Origin of the sequence: Paractinoplanes bogorensis (assembly GCF_018829635.1) — a bacterium.
In the GTDB taxonomy this organism is placed as follows: Bacteria; Actinomycetota; Actinomycetes; order Mycobacteriales; family Micromonosporaceae; genus Actinoplanes; species Actinoplanes bogorensis.
Map to the genome: position 1 here is coordinate 19,245 of NZ_JAHKKG010000022.1, position 15,479 is coordinate 34,723.

The 15,479-nt window shown below is 71.1% G+C and carries 17 protein-coding genes; 6 read left to right on the forward strand and 11 right to left on the reverse strand.

Annotation, left to right across the window (positions count from 1 at the left end; translation table 11 throughout):
- Positions 1-15: 15 nt before the first annotated feature.
- Entirely contained in the window at positions 16-372 is a 357-nt protein-coding gene (locus KOI35_RS44850) for a hypothetical protein (RefSeq protein WP_215795888.1), read from the reverse strand.
- 50 nt (positions 373-422) lie between these two features.
- Positions 423-896: a phosphoribosyltransferase gene (locus KOI35_RS44855; protein ID WP_215795889.1), complete on the reverse strand. Its 474-nt coding sequence runs from the start codon at positions 894-896 to the stop codon at positions 423-425.
- 41 nt (positions 897-937) lie between these two features.
- On the opposite strand from KOI35_RS44855, the gene KOI35_RS44860 reads away from it, so the two are divergent.
- Together KOI35_RS44860 and KOI35_RS44865 are read left to right on the forward strand one after the other, a co-directional pair.
- The gene (locus KOI35_RS44860; protein ID WP_215795890.1) at positions 938-1,456 is read left to right on the forward strand and encodes a zeta toxin family protein; all 519 of its coding nucleotides are present in this window, start codon (positions 938-940) and stop codon (positions 1,454-1,456) included.
- A gap of 11 nt (positions 1,457-1,467) precedes the next feature.
- Complete coding sequence (locus tag KOI35_RS44865; protein WP_308121445.1) at positions 1,468-1,749, forward strand: GNAT family N-acetyltransferase; 282 nt, start codon at positions 1,468-1,470, stop codon at positions 1,747-1,749.
- Between the two features lie 2 nt (positions 1,750-1,751).
- Here the strand turns inward: KOI35_RS44865 and KOI35_RS44870 are convergent, their stop codons facing one another.
- Complete coding sequence (locus tag KOI35_RS44870) at positions 1,752-2,405, reverse strand: DUF427 domain-containing protein (protein ID WP_215795892.1); 654 nt, start codon at positions 2,403-2,405, stop codon at positions 1,752-1,754.
- 38 nt (positions 2,406-2,443) lie between these two features.
- Here KOI35_RS44870 and KOI35_RS44875 point away from each other — a divergent pair, with 38 nt between their 5' ends.
- Both KOI35_RS44875 and KOI35_RS44880 read left to right on the forward strand, forming a co-directional pair.
- Complete coding sequence (locus KOI35_RS44875; protein ID WP_215795893.1) at positions 2,444-2,944, forward strand: hypothetical protein; 501 nt, start codon at positions 2,444-2,446, stop codon at positions 2,942-2,944.
- 123 nt (positions 2,945-3,067) lie between these two features.
- Entirely contained in the window at positions 3,068-3,364 is a 297-nt protein-coding gene (locus KOI35_RS44880; RefSeq protein ID WP_215795894.1) for a hypothetical protein, read from the forward strand.
- Here the strand turns inward: KOI35_RS44880 and KOI35_RS44885 are convergent.
- The 7 genes from KOI35_RS44885 to KOI35_RS44920 form a co-directional block, all read right to left on the reverse strand.
- Positions 3,356-4,027 carry an SGNH/GDSL hydrolase family protein gene (locus KOI35_RS44885; protein ID WP_308121446.1) on the reverse strand — a complete coding sequence of 224 codons (672 nt, stop codon included), beginning with the start codon at positions 4,025-4,027 and terminating at the stop codon, positions 3,356-3,358. The genes KOI35_RS44880 and KOI35_RS44885 overlap by 9 nt on opposite strands.
- Positions 4,024-4,974, reverse strand: a complete 951-nt coding sequence (locus tag KOI35_RS44890; protein ID WP_215795895.1) for an alpha/beta hydrolase — start codon at positions 4,972-4,974, stop codon at positions 4,024-4,026. Before KOI35_RS44890 ends, KOI35_RS44885 begins: the two co-directional genes overlap by 4 nt.
- Positions 4,971-5,627 carry a hypothetical protein gene (locus KOI35_RS44895; RefSeq protein WP_215795896.1) on the reverse strand — a complete coding sequence of 219 codons (657 nt, stop codon included), beginning with the start codon at positions 5,625-5,627 and terminating at the stop codon, positions 4,971-4,973. Before KOI35_RS44895 ends, KOI35_RS44890 begins: the two co-directional genes overlap by 4 nt.
- Positions 5,624-7,327, reverse strand: coding sequence for a phosphatidylglycerol lysyltransferase domain-containing protein (locus tag KOI35_RS44900; protein WP_215795897.1), 1,704 nt, complete (start codon positions 7,325-7,327; stop codon positions 5,624-5,626). The genes KOI35_RS44895 and KOI35_RS44900 overlap by 4 nt, the downstream gene beginning before the upstream one ends.
- A gap of 66 nt (positions 7,328-7,393) precedes the next feature.
- Positions 7,394-8,113, reverse strand: coding sequence for a hypothetical protein (locus KOI35_RS44905; protein ID WP_215795898.1), 720 nt, complete (start codon positions 8,111-8,113; stop codon positions 7,394-7,396).
- A 298-nt stretch (positions 8,114-8,411) separates the two neighbouring features.
- Positions 8,412-11,747 (reverse strand): helix-turn-helix transcriptional regulator, encoded by a 3,336-nt coding sequence (locus tag KOI35_RS44915; RefSeq protein WP_246614835.1) that lies wholly within the window; start codon positions 11,745-11,747, stop codon positions 8,412-8,414.
- A gap of 65 nt (positions 11,748-11,812) precedes the next feature.
- Positions 11,813-11,971, reverse strand: a complete 159-nt coding sequence (locus KOI35_RS44920; protein WP_215795899.1) for a hypothetical protein — start codon at positions 11,969-11,971, stop codon at positions 11,813-11,815.
- A 185-nt stretch (positions 11,972-12,156) separates the two neighbouring features.
- Here KOI35_RS44920 and KOI35_RS44925 point away from each other — a divergent pair, with 185 nt between their 5' ends.
- Positions 12,157-12,846 carry a DUF4191 domain-containing protein gene (locus tag KOI35_RS44925; RefSeq protein ID WP_215795900.1) on the forward strand — a complete coding sequence of 230 codons (690 nt, stop codon included), beginning with the start codon at positions 12,157-12,159 and terminating at the stop codon, positions 12,844-12,846.
- A 482-nt stretch (positions 12,847-13,328) separates the two neighbouring features.
- Here the strand turns inward: KOI35_RS44925 and KOI35_RS44930 are convergent, their stop codons facing one another.
- Positions 13,329-13,715 carry an RDD family protein gene (locus tag KOI35_RS44930; protein WP_215795901.1) on the reverse strand — a complete coding sequence of 129 codons (387 nt, stop codon included), beginning with the start codon at positions 13,713-13,715 and terminating at the stop codon, positions 13,329-13,331.
- Between the two features lie 218 nt (positions 13,716-13,933).
- On the opposite strand from KOI35_RS44930, the gene glnA reads away from it, so the two are divergent.
- On the forward strand, positions 13,934-15,358 hold the full coding sequence (glnA, locus tag KOI35_RS44935; RefSeq protein ID WP_215795902.1) for a type I glutamate--ammonia ligase: 1,425 nt from the start codon (positions 13,934-13,936) through the stop codon (positions 15,356-15,358).
- Positions 15,359-15,479: the final 121 nt, after the last annotated feature.

The window sequence follows — 15,479 nt, forward strand, 5'->3', positions numbered from 1 at the left end:
TTCTGCCCCCTCACGTCACGCCGGTGCGCGCCGTGTCGCTCTCGTCTCCAACAGCGTCGGCATCAGGAGGACCACCGCGACCGCCGTGACGACCATGCCGACGATGACCGAGACGCCGACCCAGCCCGGCGCCGAGTCGTCGAAGAACGCGCCGATCCCGAGCAGGGCCGACACCGCCCGCGAGACGACGACGGTGAGCAGACCGGCCCGGCTCCCGCGCCAGGCCGGCACCATCGCGGCCAGCGTGGCGAGGCCCAGCACCAGACCCGCGATGATCACGCCGACCGGAGGCACGGCGCCACCGATCGGAACGGCTCCGGCCAGGTCGAACAGGGCGAGCGCGATGCAGATGACCAATCCGGTGGTCTTCATGGGTGAGTCCTCCCAGTGATGTCGCTGACACCGGGGAGGGGCGGGTCACCTCAGCTGGATACCACCGGCGGTTCCGACGACCACGGGAAGTCGATCCATTTTCCCGTACGCGACCAGACGTACTCACACCCGACCAGCGAATGCGGCTTCTGGTAGATCACGGCGATCCGCGCGTCGGCCACGTGCCCGGCGCAGAAGTCGCGCACCAGTTTGAGCGTCTCGCCGGTGTCGGCCACATCGTCGACGATCAGCACCTTGGCCCCGGTCAGATCGGCCGGCCGAGGCGACGGCGGCAGCAGCACCGGGGTGTCGAGCCGCTGGTCGACCCCGGTGTAGAACTCGACGTTGATCACGTGCACGTTCTTGACGTCGAGCGCGTAGGCGACCGACCCGGCCAGGAAAAGCCCACCGCGCGCCACCGCGAGCACCAGATCGGGCCGGTAACCGTCGTCGGCGATCTGCTGGGCCAGTTCGCGACCGGCCCGCCCGAAGCCGGTCCAGGTCAGGGTCTCGCGCTCCGCCATGGAGATCACTCTAGAGAGCGCGGCCGGGCTACTGTTCGCGCATGCCCGCGGCGCTGCTCATCACTGGAACGGTGGGGGCCGGCAAGACCACGGTGGCCGAAGCCGTCGGCGATCTGCTCACCGGGCGCGAGATCCCGAACGCGGTGATCGACCTCGACTGGCTGCGCCGCGCATGGCCCGCGCCGCCGGGTGACCGGTTCAACGGCGCGCTCACCCTGCGCAACCTGGAGGCGGTGGCGGCGAATTTCGTGGCGGCCGGAGCTTCCCGGCTGGTGCTGGCGGGCGTGCTGGAGTCGCGGGCGGAGCTGCACGCGTACGGGAAAGCCTTGGAAATGCCTTTGACTGTGTGCCGCCTGAGGGTAGCCCTGCCGACGGTGCGGGAGCGGCTGCGGCGCCGGCATGCGCTGGATCCGGCCGGGCTCGCCTGGCATCTCGCGCGTTCCGGTGAGCTGGATGCCATCCTGACCGACGCTCTGGTCGAGGACTACGTGGTTGACGTCGTCGGCGAGACACCCGCGCAGGTCGCCGTGGCCGTGACCCGTGATTGGATGGCCGGGTGAAGATTTCCGACGTGCCTGACAAGGAACGCTTCGAGGCGCGCGACGATGAGGGCACCCTGCTCGGCGTGATCACCTATCAGGTCACCGGCAACGTCATCGCCTATACGCACACCAAGGTCGAGCCGGAGTTCGAAGGCCACGGGGTCGGCGGCGAACTGGCCCGCGCGGCCATGGAGGACGCGCAGGGGCGTGGGCGTACGGTCGTGCCGATCTGCCCGTTCCTGAGTAGCTGGCTCGACGAGCACCACGACTACGACAAGATCGTGGTGCGCTCCCACCGCCGGGTCAAATAGGCTCAGGAAAACGGACTTTCCGGGCGCTGCTGTGGTTCGCCGTCGACGACGACGTCGACCCGCTCGTCGAAGAAGCAGAGCAGGTCACGGATCTTCGGGATCTCGCCGATCGGCTCCGGGTAGCTCCACGCCGCGTCGGCCAGCGCCGGATGCGACCAGTAGCGGGCCACACCCTTGTACGGGCATCGGCTCACCGTCGCGCTCGCGGTCAGCAGTTCGGTGCGCACGTCGGCGAACGGCAGGTAGTAGCGCGTCGGCAGGGACGTCTCGAAGAGCAGCACCGGCCGTACGCTGTTGGCCACCTCCTGCCCGTCGATGAAAACCTGGACGCGGCGCGAACTGTGCAGCGTGTCGACCCGGTGGCGCGGCGAGCGGGCGTGCACGAAGACCTGCTCGTCCTCCTCGTACCAGTCGAACGCCGTCCACGAGAACGTGACGTGCCCCTTCAACTCGTCGAACCGATCGTCGGTCTTGGCCGCGGCCCGGCTGTCGAGCACGTCGTCGACCGGGATGAAGTAGGTCGGGAAGCCGTGCTCGCCGATCTCGTCGAGCAGCAGGGCACGGGTGCTGTCGGCCACGACCTTGCTGCCCCGGCGCACCCGGATGCGGCGGGGCGTGGGCTCGATGACCGCCGGCGGCGGCCGGAATTCCACCATGATTACGGCTTACACCCGACACGGCTTAAGTTCCACTGGTGGCCTACGACGCGCTGGCGGAAAGCGTGCGGTTGATCTCGCTCGGTCCGCCGCTGACCTTCGCCGCCCTGAGCCGCCGGCACCGCTTCGCCCCACTGGCCGTCGACGTCGACGGCGACATTGCCGCGACCCGCTTCCTCCGCCGCGGGGTGGCCTGCTGGTGGGACGACATTCACCTTCTTTCCCGTACGGGCGATGGCCGCTGGACCCTCCACGGCGGCGGGGGAGGCTCACACTCACCAGACGACTTCACGGCCCGCGACAACTTGGCGCCCGACGCCTTGGCGATCGAGGGCGGCGCATCCGTGGCGGCCGCTCAGTGGCTGCATTCCGCAACGCTGCTGGCGGGTCCCGCATTGACCACAATCCGAGTCGGCGGTCGCCGCGACCTGACCGTCCCGTCGCACGGCCGCTTGGTCGTCGTCTGGGCCGGAGATGTTGGACCTTCTCTGTCCGCCCACGGCCCCGACGGGCGGGCGCTCGCGACCGCCACTCTTTGAGGAACTGCTCAGGTGTGACGGGCGCCGGCCGACATGACGGCTTGTCTTTCGCCTGTGCCGCCGAGGAGTTCCGTGTCAACGAGGAGAAGTCGGTCCACGATTGTGCTGATCGGGATTGCCGCGGTGCTTTCGCTGCAGTCGAGTCTTGCGTGGGTCAGTCAGGGCTACGACGGTGACGTCTATGCCGGGGGTGTCTACGACGGTGGCGGGTCCTATCACCCGTGGGCTTTCGTGGTCGGCGGCGTGCTCGGGACGGCGTTCGTCGCGGGAGTCGTGGCCCTGGTCGCCTATCTGCGCCGGTCGCGGGTCGTGGCTCGGCGCAGCCTGGTCGTCGCCTGCTTCGCGGCCCTTCCGGCGGTGGTGCCCGCCCTGATCGGTGCCTTCGCCTACCGCCGGCTGCGGAACGAAAGATCAGCGTAGGGGCGGGATCAGCGCGGCGATCGCGGCCTGACCCGCCGCGTTCGGGTGGTCGCCGTCGGGGGCCAGCAGGCCGGTCGGGTCGTCGGTGCCGTCGTCGCCGTGGAAGGCCTCCGCCGTCGACACGTAGGTGCCGCCGGACGCGGCCGCGGCCTGCTGCAACGCCTGGTTGATCAGGGTGGTGGCGCGGGTGGCGTCGGCGACGCCGTCGGGGCCGTAGTTCGCGGCGCCGACCTGGCCGTCCTGCACCACGTTCCAGTAGCCGAGCACGATCACCGGGATCTTCCGGGCGTCCCTGATCTGCGTGACCGAAGCGGCCACGTTCTGTTCGACCTCGGAGGCCACGTCGGCGTACCGGGACGGGTCGTCGAAGACGTCGGCGATGTCGTTGGCCCCGATCATGATGACCACCTCGGCCGCGGACGAGAGCACGGCCCGCTCGGTGGGCAGCGCGGCCCGCACGTCGGCCGAGGTGGTGCCGGGGACAGCCCGGTTGACGTCCGTGGCGTGCTGGGTGGTCGCATAGAGCGCGGGAAACGGCGTACATCCGCAATTGCTGCCGGCCGGGACCGAATCGCCCACGGTGACCACCGACGGGGTGGCGGGGGCGGCGCAGGCGGCCAGGACGAGAACGGCGGCGGCCGGCACGGCCGAACGGAATCTCACGACAGCGGCCCCGCGAGGTGGGCCGACAACCAGTCGAACGCGGGCGCCTCCATCTGCCGCCACACCGCGCTGCTGTGCCCGCCGTGCGCCACCATCGCCGTGGTCAGGGCGAGCGGGGCGTGGACGGCGGCGGCCAGGTGGCGGGAACCGGCGGCCGAACCGCGGTCGTCGGCGGCCCAGCCGACCCACAACGCGGCCGCGGGCTGCGGCAGATGGCGGAGGCGCCAGACGTCGTTGTTGGTGGTGAGCTGCGAGCCGTCGCCGACGTCGATGCCGGGCGTGGCGTACCCGGCCAGGCTGGCCGCCGCCGCGTACCGGCCGGGGTGGCGCAGCAGCAGGTTGGCCGCGCAGTAGCCGCCCGCCGAATAGCCGGCCAGTCCCCACGCGGCCGGGTCGGTGCGGATGCGGTAGTGGGCGCGGGCGTAGGCCGGCACGTCGACGGTCAGGAACGTCTCGGACTGGGCGCCACCGCGCAGGTCGGTGCATTCGGTGTCGAGCATCGGCTGCGGGGTCTGGGTCGGGAACAGCACGACCGTCGGCGCCATCCGGCCCGCGTTGATCTCGCCGTCGAGTGTGGCCTGTACGCGGAGTTTGCCCAGCCAGGTCTTCGGCGTGCCGGGATAACCGTGCAGCGCCTCGATGACCGGGAACCGCTCGGCCGGGTTGTTGCGGTAGGCGGCGGGCAGGTAGACGTACATGGGCACCGACATGCCATGACCGCTCACCGGGACCTCGACGATCTCACTGCCGTAGGCCGAGATGCCGGACTTGTCGAGCGCCGGGAACGCGCCGCTGATCCGGTTGACCTGCACGCCGACCGTGGCCGCGACGCTGAGGACGGCCCCGGCCACCAGGGCGACACGCCCGATCACGCGAACCCTGTCCCACCCCAGCGCGAGCGCGACGGCCGTGATGAGCACGGCGGCGATCGTCAGAACGGTCGTCATGTGAGCACTCCCGCGGACGGCAGGGTCATCGGCGCGGCCAGCGCGGGCGGCACGTCGGCGGCCGATCGTCCGGCCGTGCCCAGTCCGGCGCTCACCACCGAGGAGCCGAGCGGTCCGGCCGGCACGACCCAACCGCTGCCGGTCACGCGCAGGTCGCGGCGGAGTTCGAGGGCGAGGGCGAGCAGGTCGGCCGGTGTGGTGGCCGAGGTGGGCGACATGGTCACGGTTACGGCTTCCCCCGTACGGGCGTAGTCCGTCCCGAGACACAGCACCACCGGAAACGCGACAGCGGGTCGATCCCGGTAGTCCGCCGGCAACGTGACGCGCGGCGGCCCGGCCAGGTGCCAGGCCGGGTACCCGCTCGGCCGCCAGGTGAACGACTTCGCCGCCAGGTGCGCGTCGAGCAGCCCGGCCCGGACCCGTCCGGTGTGCGTGGCCGTCCCGGTGTCGCCGCCGAGGGCCTGCCACGACGGATAGAACTCCTCGTGCCGGTTGACCGCCAGCCCCACGGTCAGCACGGCCAGCGTCTCGACCAGCAGCACGCCCACGACCCGGGTGAGCCGGCCGCGCGACCACCACCGTACGAGCGCCGCCCCGGCCACCACGGTGACGACCGCCGCCAGCAGGATCAGCGGTATCCCGGTGAGCTTCATTTCGGCTCCAGCGCCCGGACGCGCGCCCGGCCGAGCCGCTCGGGCAGGAACGCCTCGGCGGTCAGCGCCGCGACGGCGATCCGGGGCAGGTCGCGCGCGGTCGGGAAGCACAGGTAACGCGGCGTCCACGTCGGCAGATAGCGGGCGTTGGACCGGTAGAGCGACTCGATCTGCCAGAGCCGGGACGCCGCCCGCAACACCCTGTCCCACAGCCGCAGCACCGGACCCGCACCGAGCTCGTCGGCCCGCGCGAACACCGAGCGCAGCACCGCGAAGTTCAGCGACACACGGCGTACGCCCAAACCTGGTCCTTGCTCCAGGACGGCCGTCACCATGAACTCGGTCAAACCGTTCTCCGCGCTGCGGTCGCCGCGCATCAGGTCGAGCGACAGCCCGTCGGCACCCCACGGCACGAACTGCAGCAGCCCCCGCAGCCTGCCGTCGGCGTCGTGGCACAGCACCAGCAGGCAGTCGCCGTCGCGCGGGTCGCCGAGCCGGGACAACGCCATCGAGAAGCCACGCTCCTGCGGGCCGTCGCGAAAAGCCTCCGCCGCCCGTACGGCGTCACGCAGCTCCGATTCCCCGAGGTCGCGCTGCCGGACCAGACGGCACGTGTAACCGGCCCGCCGCACCCGGTTGACCGCCTGCCGCACGCCGCGCATCGGCCGCCCCGCCAGCGAGAACGCCGCCGTGTCGACGATCGCCTCGTCCCCGAGTTCCACCACGTCGAGACCCGCTTTCCGGTACGCCTTCCCGGCCGAGTTCCCGCATCCCAGCACGGCCGGCGTCCACCCGTGACAGGCGGCGTCACCGAGCCACGTGCCGATCGCGCCCGGCCACGCCGACTCCGGCCCGATCGGGTCGCCGGAGGCCAGGGTCACCCCGTTCACCACCCGGTAGGCGATCACCGCGGCCCGGTCCGGTGACCACATCAGCGACTTGTCGGCGCGGGCGGCGAAGTAACCGAGGGAGTCCTGACCGCCGTACCGGGAAAGCAGCTCGCGCAGACGCTCCTCGCTCTCGCCGTCGCGGTGCGGACGGCGCGAGCCCGGCCGCAGCAGAAGCACCAGCGTGACCGCCACGGCGAGCAGCCCGCACGCCCCGGTCGTGTAGGCGACCAGCTCGGCCCCGAACCGATGCCGGAACTCGAGCGGCCCGTCCAGACCGACCAGCCCGAGGGCCGCCTGCTCGGTCCAGGCGACGACCCCCGGGGTGCCGACGAGATGGTTGGCGCGGGTGGCGATCTCGAGAAAGCCGAGCACGAACCCGGCCGCCCCGAACCCGGCCAGCGCGCGCAGCGCAAGCCACCGGTTGGCCGGATCGGCGATCGCGGTGAACCGGTCGTGCGTCACCAGCAACATGATCAGCAGAACCGCGGCCACCCCCGCGGCGTCGTAGTCGAGCGCCTTGACCAGATGCAGCGCGATCGACGCCGCGGCCAGGACCACCGCGACCTGCCAGGCACGGCGCTTGCCCCGGCGCAGACCGGCGCCCAGATAGATCAGCAGCAGCCCCACGACGACCGTGCCGGCCCGCGCGGTGAGCACGCCCGCGGCCGGCACGAACTCGGCCACCCACGCCATCCGCCCGTGCCGCGGCGGTGCGATCCCGGTGACGACATCGAACAGCCCGGCCACCTGCACGAGCCGCGCGATGGCCCGCCTGGACAGCGGCGCCGGTTCCAGCTTTCCCTGCACCATGGCGCCATCTTCTGTGCGCCCGCTGTGGAATTCGCTGAAAGCCACCTGTGTCTCCGCTGCACGCCCTTACCAGGGCGGTGGTAGGCCCTCCCCGAAGATCCGGCTGTTCATGTACGAATCACCGCCGACACGTACTTGACGGATCATCTCCGCCGCCAGGTCACGCAGGTGCTCGGCCACTTTGTCGCGCGCGGGCAGGATGGCCACGATCGCGCGGCGCGCCCGGAGATCGTCGGTGGCCAGAAACGCACGAAGGCACGCCTCGTCCCACGGCTCCCACAGATCGTCGACCTGGTCGAAGCCCGCGGGCCGGCGGTCTTCCGGAATACCGTCCGTGAGATAGGACATCGGCACGTACGACTGGTACCACGCATAGGCGGCGCCGGCCCGATCCGCCTCGGGACCGCTGCGCATGACGTCGATCAGGGCCAACCGCACCCGGCGCCGGCCGAAGTCGCCGACCAGCGGAAAGACGAAGCGGGCGTTGAAGCTCGGGTCGGGGTGGTGGATGGCGGCATTCATCACCGGCGCGAACAGGTCCTCCGCCAACGGGCGACGCTCCTTGATCGCTTCGAGGACGAGCCGTTCGACCGCCCAGCTGCTCTCCCGGTCGGGTTGAGCATCGGCCGGAACAGGCACGTCGAGGGCGGTGGCCAGGTCGGTCAGGCTGCGCATGAACGGCGCCCACGGATTGCGTCGCGGGCGCGGTTTCTCCGGCTCCAGGGTCACGCGCAAGAGAATACGAACACCTCTCCCACTGGGGTGTGCTTGGGAACGGCCGTCCATGTCATCCGGCGGTCACATGAAGACGGCTTGCGGGGCGCTTGTGGTCGTTGAGCAGGACGGCACCTCTTCAGTCGTGCAGAAGGCCGAGGCAACGGCGGCGGCTTTCCCCGGTTGGCAACCTGCAGTTCGGCGATGATGCGGGAGACGTGGACGCTCGTCGTTTAGGTGAGACGAGACGCGGACGCTCGCCGTCTTGGGTGGGATGTAGAGGCCGGCTTGTCGCTGTGGCCTTCGGCGATCAGGCGTAGCGCTTCGCGTTCCCGTGCTGTCAGCAAAGGCGGATCGCTGGTGGTGTCCGTCAGTCGTTCAGGAGGCCCAGGCGGCGGGCGACGGCGGCGGCCTCGCCCCGGTTGGCGACCTGCAGTTTGGCGATGATGCGGGAGACGTGGACGCTCGCCGTCTTGGGTGAGATGTAGAGGCTGGCGGCGATGCGGCTGTTGCTGTGGCCCTCGGCGACCAGGCGTAGCACCTCGCGTTCCCGGGCCGTCAGCAACTCGTCGCGCTCGGCGGAAGCCGCGGCCGGCCGGACACCCACCCGGCGCCCCAGCGTGTCGGCGGCGGCCAGCAGCGGCGCGGCACCCAGCGCGGAGGCAATGGCCACCGACTCGGCAATCGTGTCGGCCGCCTCGGCCCGGTGACCGGCGGCGGCCTGGGCCTCGGCCAGGCTGAGCAGGGCGCAGGCCAGCTCGTGCCGGTGCCCGTCGGCCCGCCAAGCCGCGACGGCCGTCAACCACAGCGGCTCGCCACCCTCGAGCACAGCCCGGGTCTCCGCCGCGAAGGCAGCCTCAGCCGGATAGCGCGCCGCCAGAGGCCCGCGAGCGCTCGCGGCCGCCCCAACACCGGACGCGGCGTCGGCTCCGACACCGGACGCAGCGCCGGCTCCGACACCGGACGCGGCGTCGGCTCCGACACCGGACGCGGCGACGACGTAAGGACCGGGCGCGGCGCCGTCTTCAACGCCGGACCCAGCGCCGACTTCGACACCGAACGCGGCGCCGCCTTCAATACCGAACGCGGCGCCGACTCCGACACCGGACCCAGCGCCCATTCCGACGCCGGACGCGGCACTGGCTCCGACACCGGACCCAGCGCCCACTCCGACGCCGGACGCGGCACTGGCTCCGACGCCGGACCCAGCGCCGCCTCCGACGCCGGACCCGGCGCCGACTTCAGTACCGGGCGCGGCGCCGCCTTCAACGCCGGACGCAGCGGCAGCGCCAGGCTCAGCAGCAGCGCCAGGCGCAGCGGCGGCGGGCCTGGCAGCGGCAGGCGCAGCGGCGGCGACCGGCCCGGCAGTCGCAGGTGCGGCGGCGAGTAAGGCGCCCACCTGCCCCGCCAACGCGGCGTCGGACGCTCGCACCGCGGCCCGCGCCGCATGAGCCACGATCGACCAGCCGTAACGGGGCAGGGCCGTCAACCCGGGATCGGCCAGGGCCACCCGGGCGGCGTCGGCGGCCACCCGGGGGTCGGTGTCGTCGAAGGCGGCCAGCAAACTGAGGTCGAGCGTGGCGAGGCGCCCCTCGATGCTCAGGTAGGGGCGGCGCAGGAAGGCCATCGACCGGCTGACCAGCGTCTGTGTGCCCTCGCGGCCGCGGGCCAGGCGGATCCGGGCGCGCAGGCGCAGCCAGGGGAGCGCCATCGTCTCGGGCGGGTCGAGGCGGGCGGCCTCGGCCAGGCGGGCGTCGGCCTCGTCCCAGCGGCCCAGGGCGATCAGCGCCTCGGCGTAGTTGGCCAGCAGGTAGACGCCGGTCGTGCGGCCGACGCCGATGCGGCCCGCGTCGGGCCGGCCCTCGGCCGCGGCGGACGCCGAGTCTTCGTAGCGGCCCAGCTCGAACAGCGAGTCGGAGACGCTGACCAGCCCGCGCGTGAAGCTCGGGAAGTCGCCGGCGGCGCGGGCCCGGTCGGCCGCCTCGCGCATCACCGGCAGCGCCTCGGCGGCGGGCACCCGGCCCGAGCAGGACGACCCGTAGGCCACCTCGGCCGAGACCATCGCGATCAGGTCGCCGGACTCGGCCGCGTCGGCCATGGCGAGGCGGGCCACCTCGGTGCCCTGCTCGGGGTCGACGGCGGTGATCAGGTGGGCCAGTTCGGCCAGCAGGCGCACCCGATCGGGACTGCGGGGCGCCCGGGTGAGCAGGCGCAACGCCTCGTCGCACTCGGCCGTGGCGTCGGACTTGCCCGCCGTACGCAGCAGTTTGGCCCGCCGCACCAGCAGGCGCCCGGCCCGCAGCGGCTCGGCATCGGCGTCGAGGTCGCCCAGGGCGGCCCGGGTCAGGGTGAGGGCGCGCATGTTCTCGCCCGAGTCGATCGCGGCCAGCGCCGACTCCTCGAGCAGGTCGAGGTGGCCGAGGCCGAGCCGGGACTCGGCGTCGGGCACGTCCTCCCAGAGCTGGAGCACGCGGTCGAGCAGGCGGGCCTGCTCGGAATAGGCGAACCGGGCCTTCGCCTCGTCGGCGGCGATCTTGGCGGTGACCAGGGCGCGCGGGTGGTCGTGGGCGGCGTGCCAGTGGTGGGCGATCTCGGCCGCCGCCCGGCCCGCGGCGACCAGGTGGGGCTCGGCCTCGACGGCCTGGGCGTAGCGGGCGTGGAGCCGGGCGTGCTCGCCGGGCAGCAGGTCGTCGTGCACCGCCTCGCGCACCAGGGCGTGGCGGAACTCGTAACCCCCGTCGGCGTCGACGACCACCACGAGCTGGGCCGCCACCACGGCGCGCAGGGCCGACTCGAGCGCGGCCTCGTCCATGCCGGCGACCCGGGCCAACAGTTCGTGGCCGAACCGGGTGCCACCCACGGCGGCGACCCGCAGCACCCGCTGGGCCGCCTCGGGCAGCTGGTCGACCCGGGCCAGCAGCAGGTCGCGCAGGGTGGCCGGGATGTCGCCGCAGGCCGGGTCGGCCGTGGCGGCGAACTGCTCGATGAAGAACGGGTTGCCCTGGGCGCGTTCGTTGACCGTGTCGACCGTACGGGGATCGGGCTCGGCGCCGAGCAGGTGGCCGAGCATCTGGGCGGTGCCCTCGCGGTCGAGACGGTCGAGCTCGAGGCGCAGCACACCCCGGACGCGGTCGAGCTCGCCCAGGAACGGCCGTAACGGGTGCCCCCGGTGCAACTCGTCGGTGCGGTAGGTCGCCACGATCAGCAACTGGGGCAGGTGGGCTGCGCGTACGAGGAAACCGATCAGGTCGCGGGTCGAGCGGTCGGCCCAGTGCAGGTCTTCGATCACCAGGACCAGCGGCTGCTCGCGACTGAGCCGATCGAACAGCGCGGCGACGGCCTCGAACAGCAGCCCCCGGCGCCCCTCGGCCTCGGGCGGCGGGCCCAGCTCGGGCAGCAGCCGGGCGAACTCGCGCTCGTGCCCGTCGAGGACCGCGGGACCCTCAGCCCGTACGAGCTCACGCAGCGCCCCGGCGAACGGCGCGAAGGGCAGACCCTCCTCACCCAGCTCGAGGCACTGACCGGAGAGCACCCGGGGCAGACCGCGGCAGAACTCCTCGACCAGCCGGGTCTTGCCCACCCCGGCCTCGCCGCCGACCAGCACGGTCGACGGCTCGGCGTGGCGGGCCCGTTTCAGCGCGTCGCGCAGCACGGCCAGGTCAGCCTCGCGGCCGACGAGCACCTCGCTGTGCGCATGCACCGTCATGAGTTCGAGGATGCCATGCGGGTACGACAGATTTACCGGCCCGAGACCCCCGTACGCGGCCGTCGTCACGCGGCGACCGCGGCCCGGGCCGGAGACTTCGACCGGCGCGGCCAGCGACCGTACCGGCGTACGGGGGAAGGGTCTCGCCGCACCTGACGGGCGAGCTCCTCGACGTGCTGCTTGTGCAGGTCGAGCATGGTGTAGGGGTCGTTGTAGGGAAACATCCCGGTCTCCTTCGAAGAGTCGTTCTCGCTGACTTCGACTCTTCGCCGGAAGGCCCCGGCCCGGCATGGGGCGACTTCCTCATCTTGCGCGTCCCGGCCTCCTTACCCGGGCGCCCCGGCCGGAGTAAGGAGCCTGAGGCCTCCCGGCCCGCGTGGGAGTGGCTCGTCCCACTACACTTTCGGGTATGGCAAAACCCCAGGAGAAGGTGTCGTTCGGCGAGCGCCTGAAGCAGATCGGCCAGGTGTTCTCGTTCACGGCGAAGCAGGACAAGTGGTTCGTACCGCTGCTGCTGGCAGCCGTGCTCATCCCGCTTGCCCTCACCGTCGTCCTGGTGATCATCCTGGGCTGGATCTACCTGCCGATCGGCATCATGGTCACCCTGCTGGCCGCGGTGATCGTGCTCAACCTGCGCTCCAACGCGGCGATGATGAACGCGGCCGAGGGCCAGCCCGGCGCAGCCGCCTCACTGATGGAAAACATGCGCGGCGACTGGCGCGTACGTCCCGCCGCCGCGTCGACCACGCAGTTCGACATGGTGCACGTGGTGATCGGCCGCCCCGGCGTGATCCTGCTGGCCGAGGGCAACCCGCAGCGCGTCCGCGGCCTGCTCGGTCAGGAGAAGCGCCGCCTGGCCAAGGTGATCGGCAACGCCCCCCTCTACGACTACGTGATCGGCAGCGAGGAGGGCCAGCTCCCGGTCCGCAAGCTGCGCACCACGATGATGCGCCTGCCGCGAAACCTCACCGGCAAGGACGTCAACTCGCTCGACAAGCGCCTCGGCGCGCTGATGGCCCGCCCCCAGATGCCGAAGGGCGCCATCCCCAAGAACATGCGCCCGAGCAAGGGCGCGTTCCGCCAGCAGCGCCCTCGCTGACAGCGCCAAAAGACAAAACCGCTTTTCCCGTACGCGTCCAAGCGCGCTCGCTAGCACAAACTCGCGGGCGTGACGGTGTTGTCCACAGACGCGGCCCGATCCACAGCGCAGTCCACGCGCGCGCGTGAAGATCGCTCCAAAACGCGACAATGGTGCGGGGGCCGCCCCCTTGGGAGGGCGGGCTCTGTGATCTTGCGTTTGGAGAGGTCTGCCGGCGCTTGGGCCGCGACGCCGACTCTCGTGACCGCGTGACCGGCGCTTGGGCCGCGACGCCGATGCCCGTGACTGCGACGCCGATGCCCGGGAGCGCGACGCCGATGCCGGGACGAAGTGACCGACGAGTGCGAACGGCTGGCCGGCCTGCGCGAACGTTCGGCGGACGCTCGCGACACGGTGATCGGCGGGCGCGAGATCGCCGCTGAGATGGTCCGGTGGGGGGATTCGTCGGCGCGTGGAGGCGTACGGGGAAACGGGGTTGATCTTCAGGCTCGCTGGACCATGACTGACTTGGCGGCTCGGTCGTGCAGGCCTCGGCCGTCGCCGTCGTTGATCATGGCGGGGATTGCCAGGGCCAGCAGCAGGGCTCGCAGGATGGCTCTGGGCAGGCCGATCGCGCCACCGTCCGTTATGGAGATGCAGCGGATGCGGGCCAGCGCCATGCCTAGCGTCTGTCCGAACAGGCCGACGAAGAACGCGTGCGCCAGCACGAAGACGCCCAGCTGGGGCCACGGGTTGGCGCGCAGGTCGTCGACCATCAGCGCGGCGATCACGGTGGCGACGGCCCAGTCGATCGCCAGGGCGCCGAGCCGGCGGCCGAACGACGCCGTCGTGGTGTCACCGAGGTCGAGTCCGCTCACCGTGCCAGCCATGCGACCAGCGTATCCGGGGCGGTTTCGGTGACCCGGCACGCGGGCCCGGTCGAAGCGATAGCCTCGCCTTGGCCGTGCTGTTCGTCACCGACGCCGTAACACGACGGAAACAATAGGGATACGCCTGGGCAACTCCCGCCCCATAGCGTCGCGACCAGCCTAGCCATGCGGCGGAACCACGCCGCCCCGGTATTGAAATCCTGTGCCAGGAGGACGTGTTGTTCGCCAATCCCGAGGAACTCCTGCGATACCTCAAGGACGAGGACGTCAGGTTCGTAGACGTACGGTTCTGTGACCTGCCCGGCGTGATGCAGCACTTCAACATGCCGGTCGAGTCGTTCGACGACAGTGTCGTCACGGACGGTCTCGCCTTCGACGGGTCCTCGATCCGCGGGTTCCAGGCCATCCACGAGTCCGACATGATGCTTCTGCCGGACGTCACCACGGCCTTCATCGACCCGTTCCGGATCCAGAAGACGCTGGCGCTGAACTTCTTCATCCACGACCCGTTCACCCGCGAGGCCTACTCGCGTGACCCGCGGAACGTGGCCAAGAAGGCCGAGACCTACCTGGCGTCGAGCGGCATCGCCGACACCGCGTACTTCGGTGCCGAGGCCGAGTTCTACATCTTCGACTCGATCCGCCACTCCACGTCGGCCAACGAGGCGTTCTACCACATCGACTCGATCGAGGGCGCCTGGAACTCCGGCAAGGAGGAGGAGGGCGGCAACCGCGGTTACAAGACCGCGTACAAGGGCGGTTACTTCCCCGTCGCGCCGCTCGACCACTACAGCGACCTGCGTGACGCGATGGTGCAGCGCCTGCTCGGCGTCGGTTTCACCGTCGAGCGCTCGCACCACGAGGTCGGCACCGCCGGTCAGGCCGAGATCAACTACAAGTTCTCGACCCTGCTGCACGCCGGCGACCAGATGCAGATGTTCAAGTACATCATCAAGAACACTGCCTGGGAGCACGGCAAGACCGCCACGTTCATGCCGAAGCCGCTCTTCGGCGACAACGGCTCGGGTATGCACACCCACCAGAGCCTGTGGCTGAACGGCGAGCCGCTGTTCTACGACGAGACCGGCTACGCGGGTCTGTCCGACACGGCCCGCTGGTACATCGGCGGCCTGCTGCACCACGCGCCCAGCCTGCTGGCGTTCACCAACCCGACCGTCAACTCGTACCGGCGCCTGGTGCCCGGCTACGAGGCCCCGGTCAACCTGGTCTACTCGCAGCGCAACCGCTCGGCCTGCACCCGCATCCCGGTGACGGGCAGCAACCCGAAGGCCAAGCGCGTCGAGTTCCGCGTGCCCGACCCGTCGTCGAACCCGTACCTGGCGTTCTCGGCCCAGATGATGGCCGGCCTGGACGGCATCAAGAACAAGATCGAGCCGCCGGCGCCGATCGACAAGGACCTGTACGACCTGCCGCCGGAGGAGTGGGGCAGCGTCAAGCAGGTGCCGGGTTCGCTCGACGCGGTGCTGAACAGCCTCGAGGCCGACCACGAGTTCCTGACCGCCGGTGGCGTCTTCACCGACGACCTGATCTCGACGTGGATCGACTGGAAGCGGACCAACGAGATCGACCCGGTCCGCCTGCGCCCGACCCCGCACGAGTTCGAGATGTACTACAACGTCTGACCTGTTCCACGGGCGGCGGTCACTCCGGCTTCGGCCGGGGTGGCCGCCGTTCCTCGTTCGGGTGGGTCTTTGGGGGTTCTTTGGCGGGGCTCTTCACTCTGTCTGCACAGGTCAGACAAGG

Bases quoted from the DNA above. Each gene is read 5' to 3' on its own strand.
- KOI35_RS44850 (WP_215795888.1), bottom strand. From the start codon at position 372: ATGAAGACCACCGGATTGGTCATCTGCATCGCGCTCGCCCTGTTCGAC.
- KOI35_RS44900 (WP_215795897.1), bottom strand. From the start codon at position 7,327: ATGGTGCAGGGAAAGCTGGAACCGGCGCCGCTGTCCAGGCGGGCCATC.
- KOI35_RS44860 (WP_215795890.1), top strand. From the start codon at position 938: ATGCCCGCGGCGCTGCTCATCACTGGAACGGTGGGGGCCGGCAAGACC.
- KOI35_RS44925 (WP_215795900.1), top strand. From the start codon at position 12,157: ATGGCAAAACCCCAGGAGAAGGTGTCGTTCGGCGAGCGCCTGAAGCAG.
- KOI35_RS44905 (WP_215795898.1), bottom strand. From the start codon at position 8,113: ATGGACGGCCGTTCCCAAGCACACCCCAGTGGGAGAGGTGTTCGTATT.
- KOI35_RS44915 (WP_246614835.1), bottom strand. From the start codon at position 11,747: ATGACGGTGCATGCGCACAGCGAGGTGCTCGTCGGCCGCGAGGCTGAC.
- KOI35_RS44930 (WP_215795901.1), bottom strand. From the start codon at position 13,715: ATGGCTGGCACGGTGAGCGGACTCGACCTCGGTGACACCACGACGGCG.
- KOI35_RS44895 (WP_215795896.1), bottom strand. From the start codon at position 5,627: ATGAAGCTCACCGGGATACCGCTGATCCTGCTGGCGGCGGTCGTCACC.
- KOI35_RS44870 (WP_215795892.1), bottom strand. From the start codon at position 2,405: ATGGTGGAATTCCGGCCGCCGCCGGCGGTCATCGAGCCCACGCCCCGC.
- KOI35_RS44890 (WP_215795895.1), bottom strand. From the start codon at position 4,974: ATGACGACCGTTCTGACGATCGCCGCCGTGCTCATCACGGCCGTCGCG.
- KOI35_RS44855 (WP_215795889.1), bottom strand. From the start codon at position 896: ATGGCGGAGCGCGAGACCCTGACCTGGACCGGCTTCGGGCGGGCCGGT.
- KOI35_RS44920 (WP_215795899.1), bottom strand. From the start codon at position 11,971: ATGTTTCCCTACAACGACCCCTACACCATGCTCGACCTGCACAAGCAG.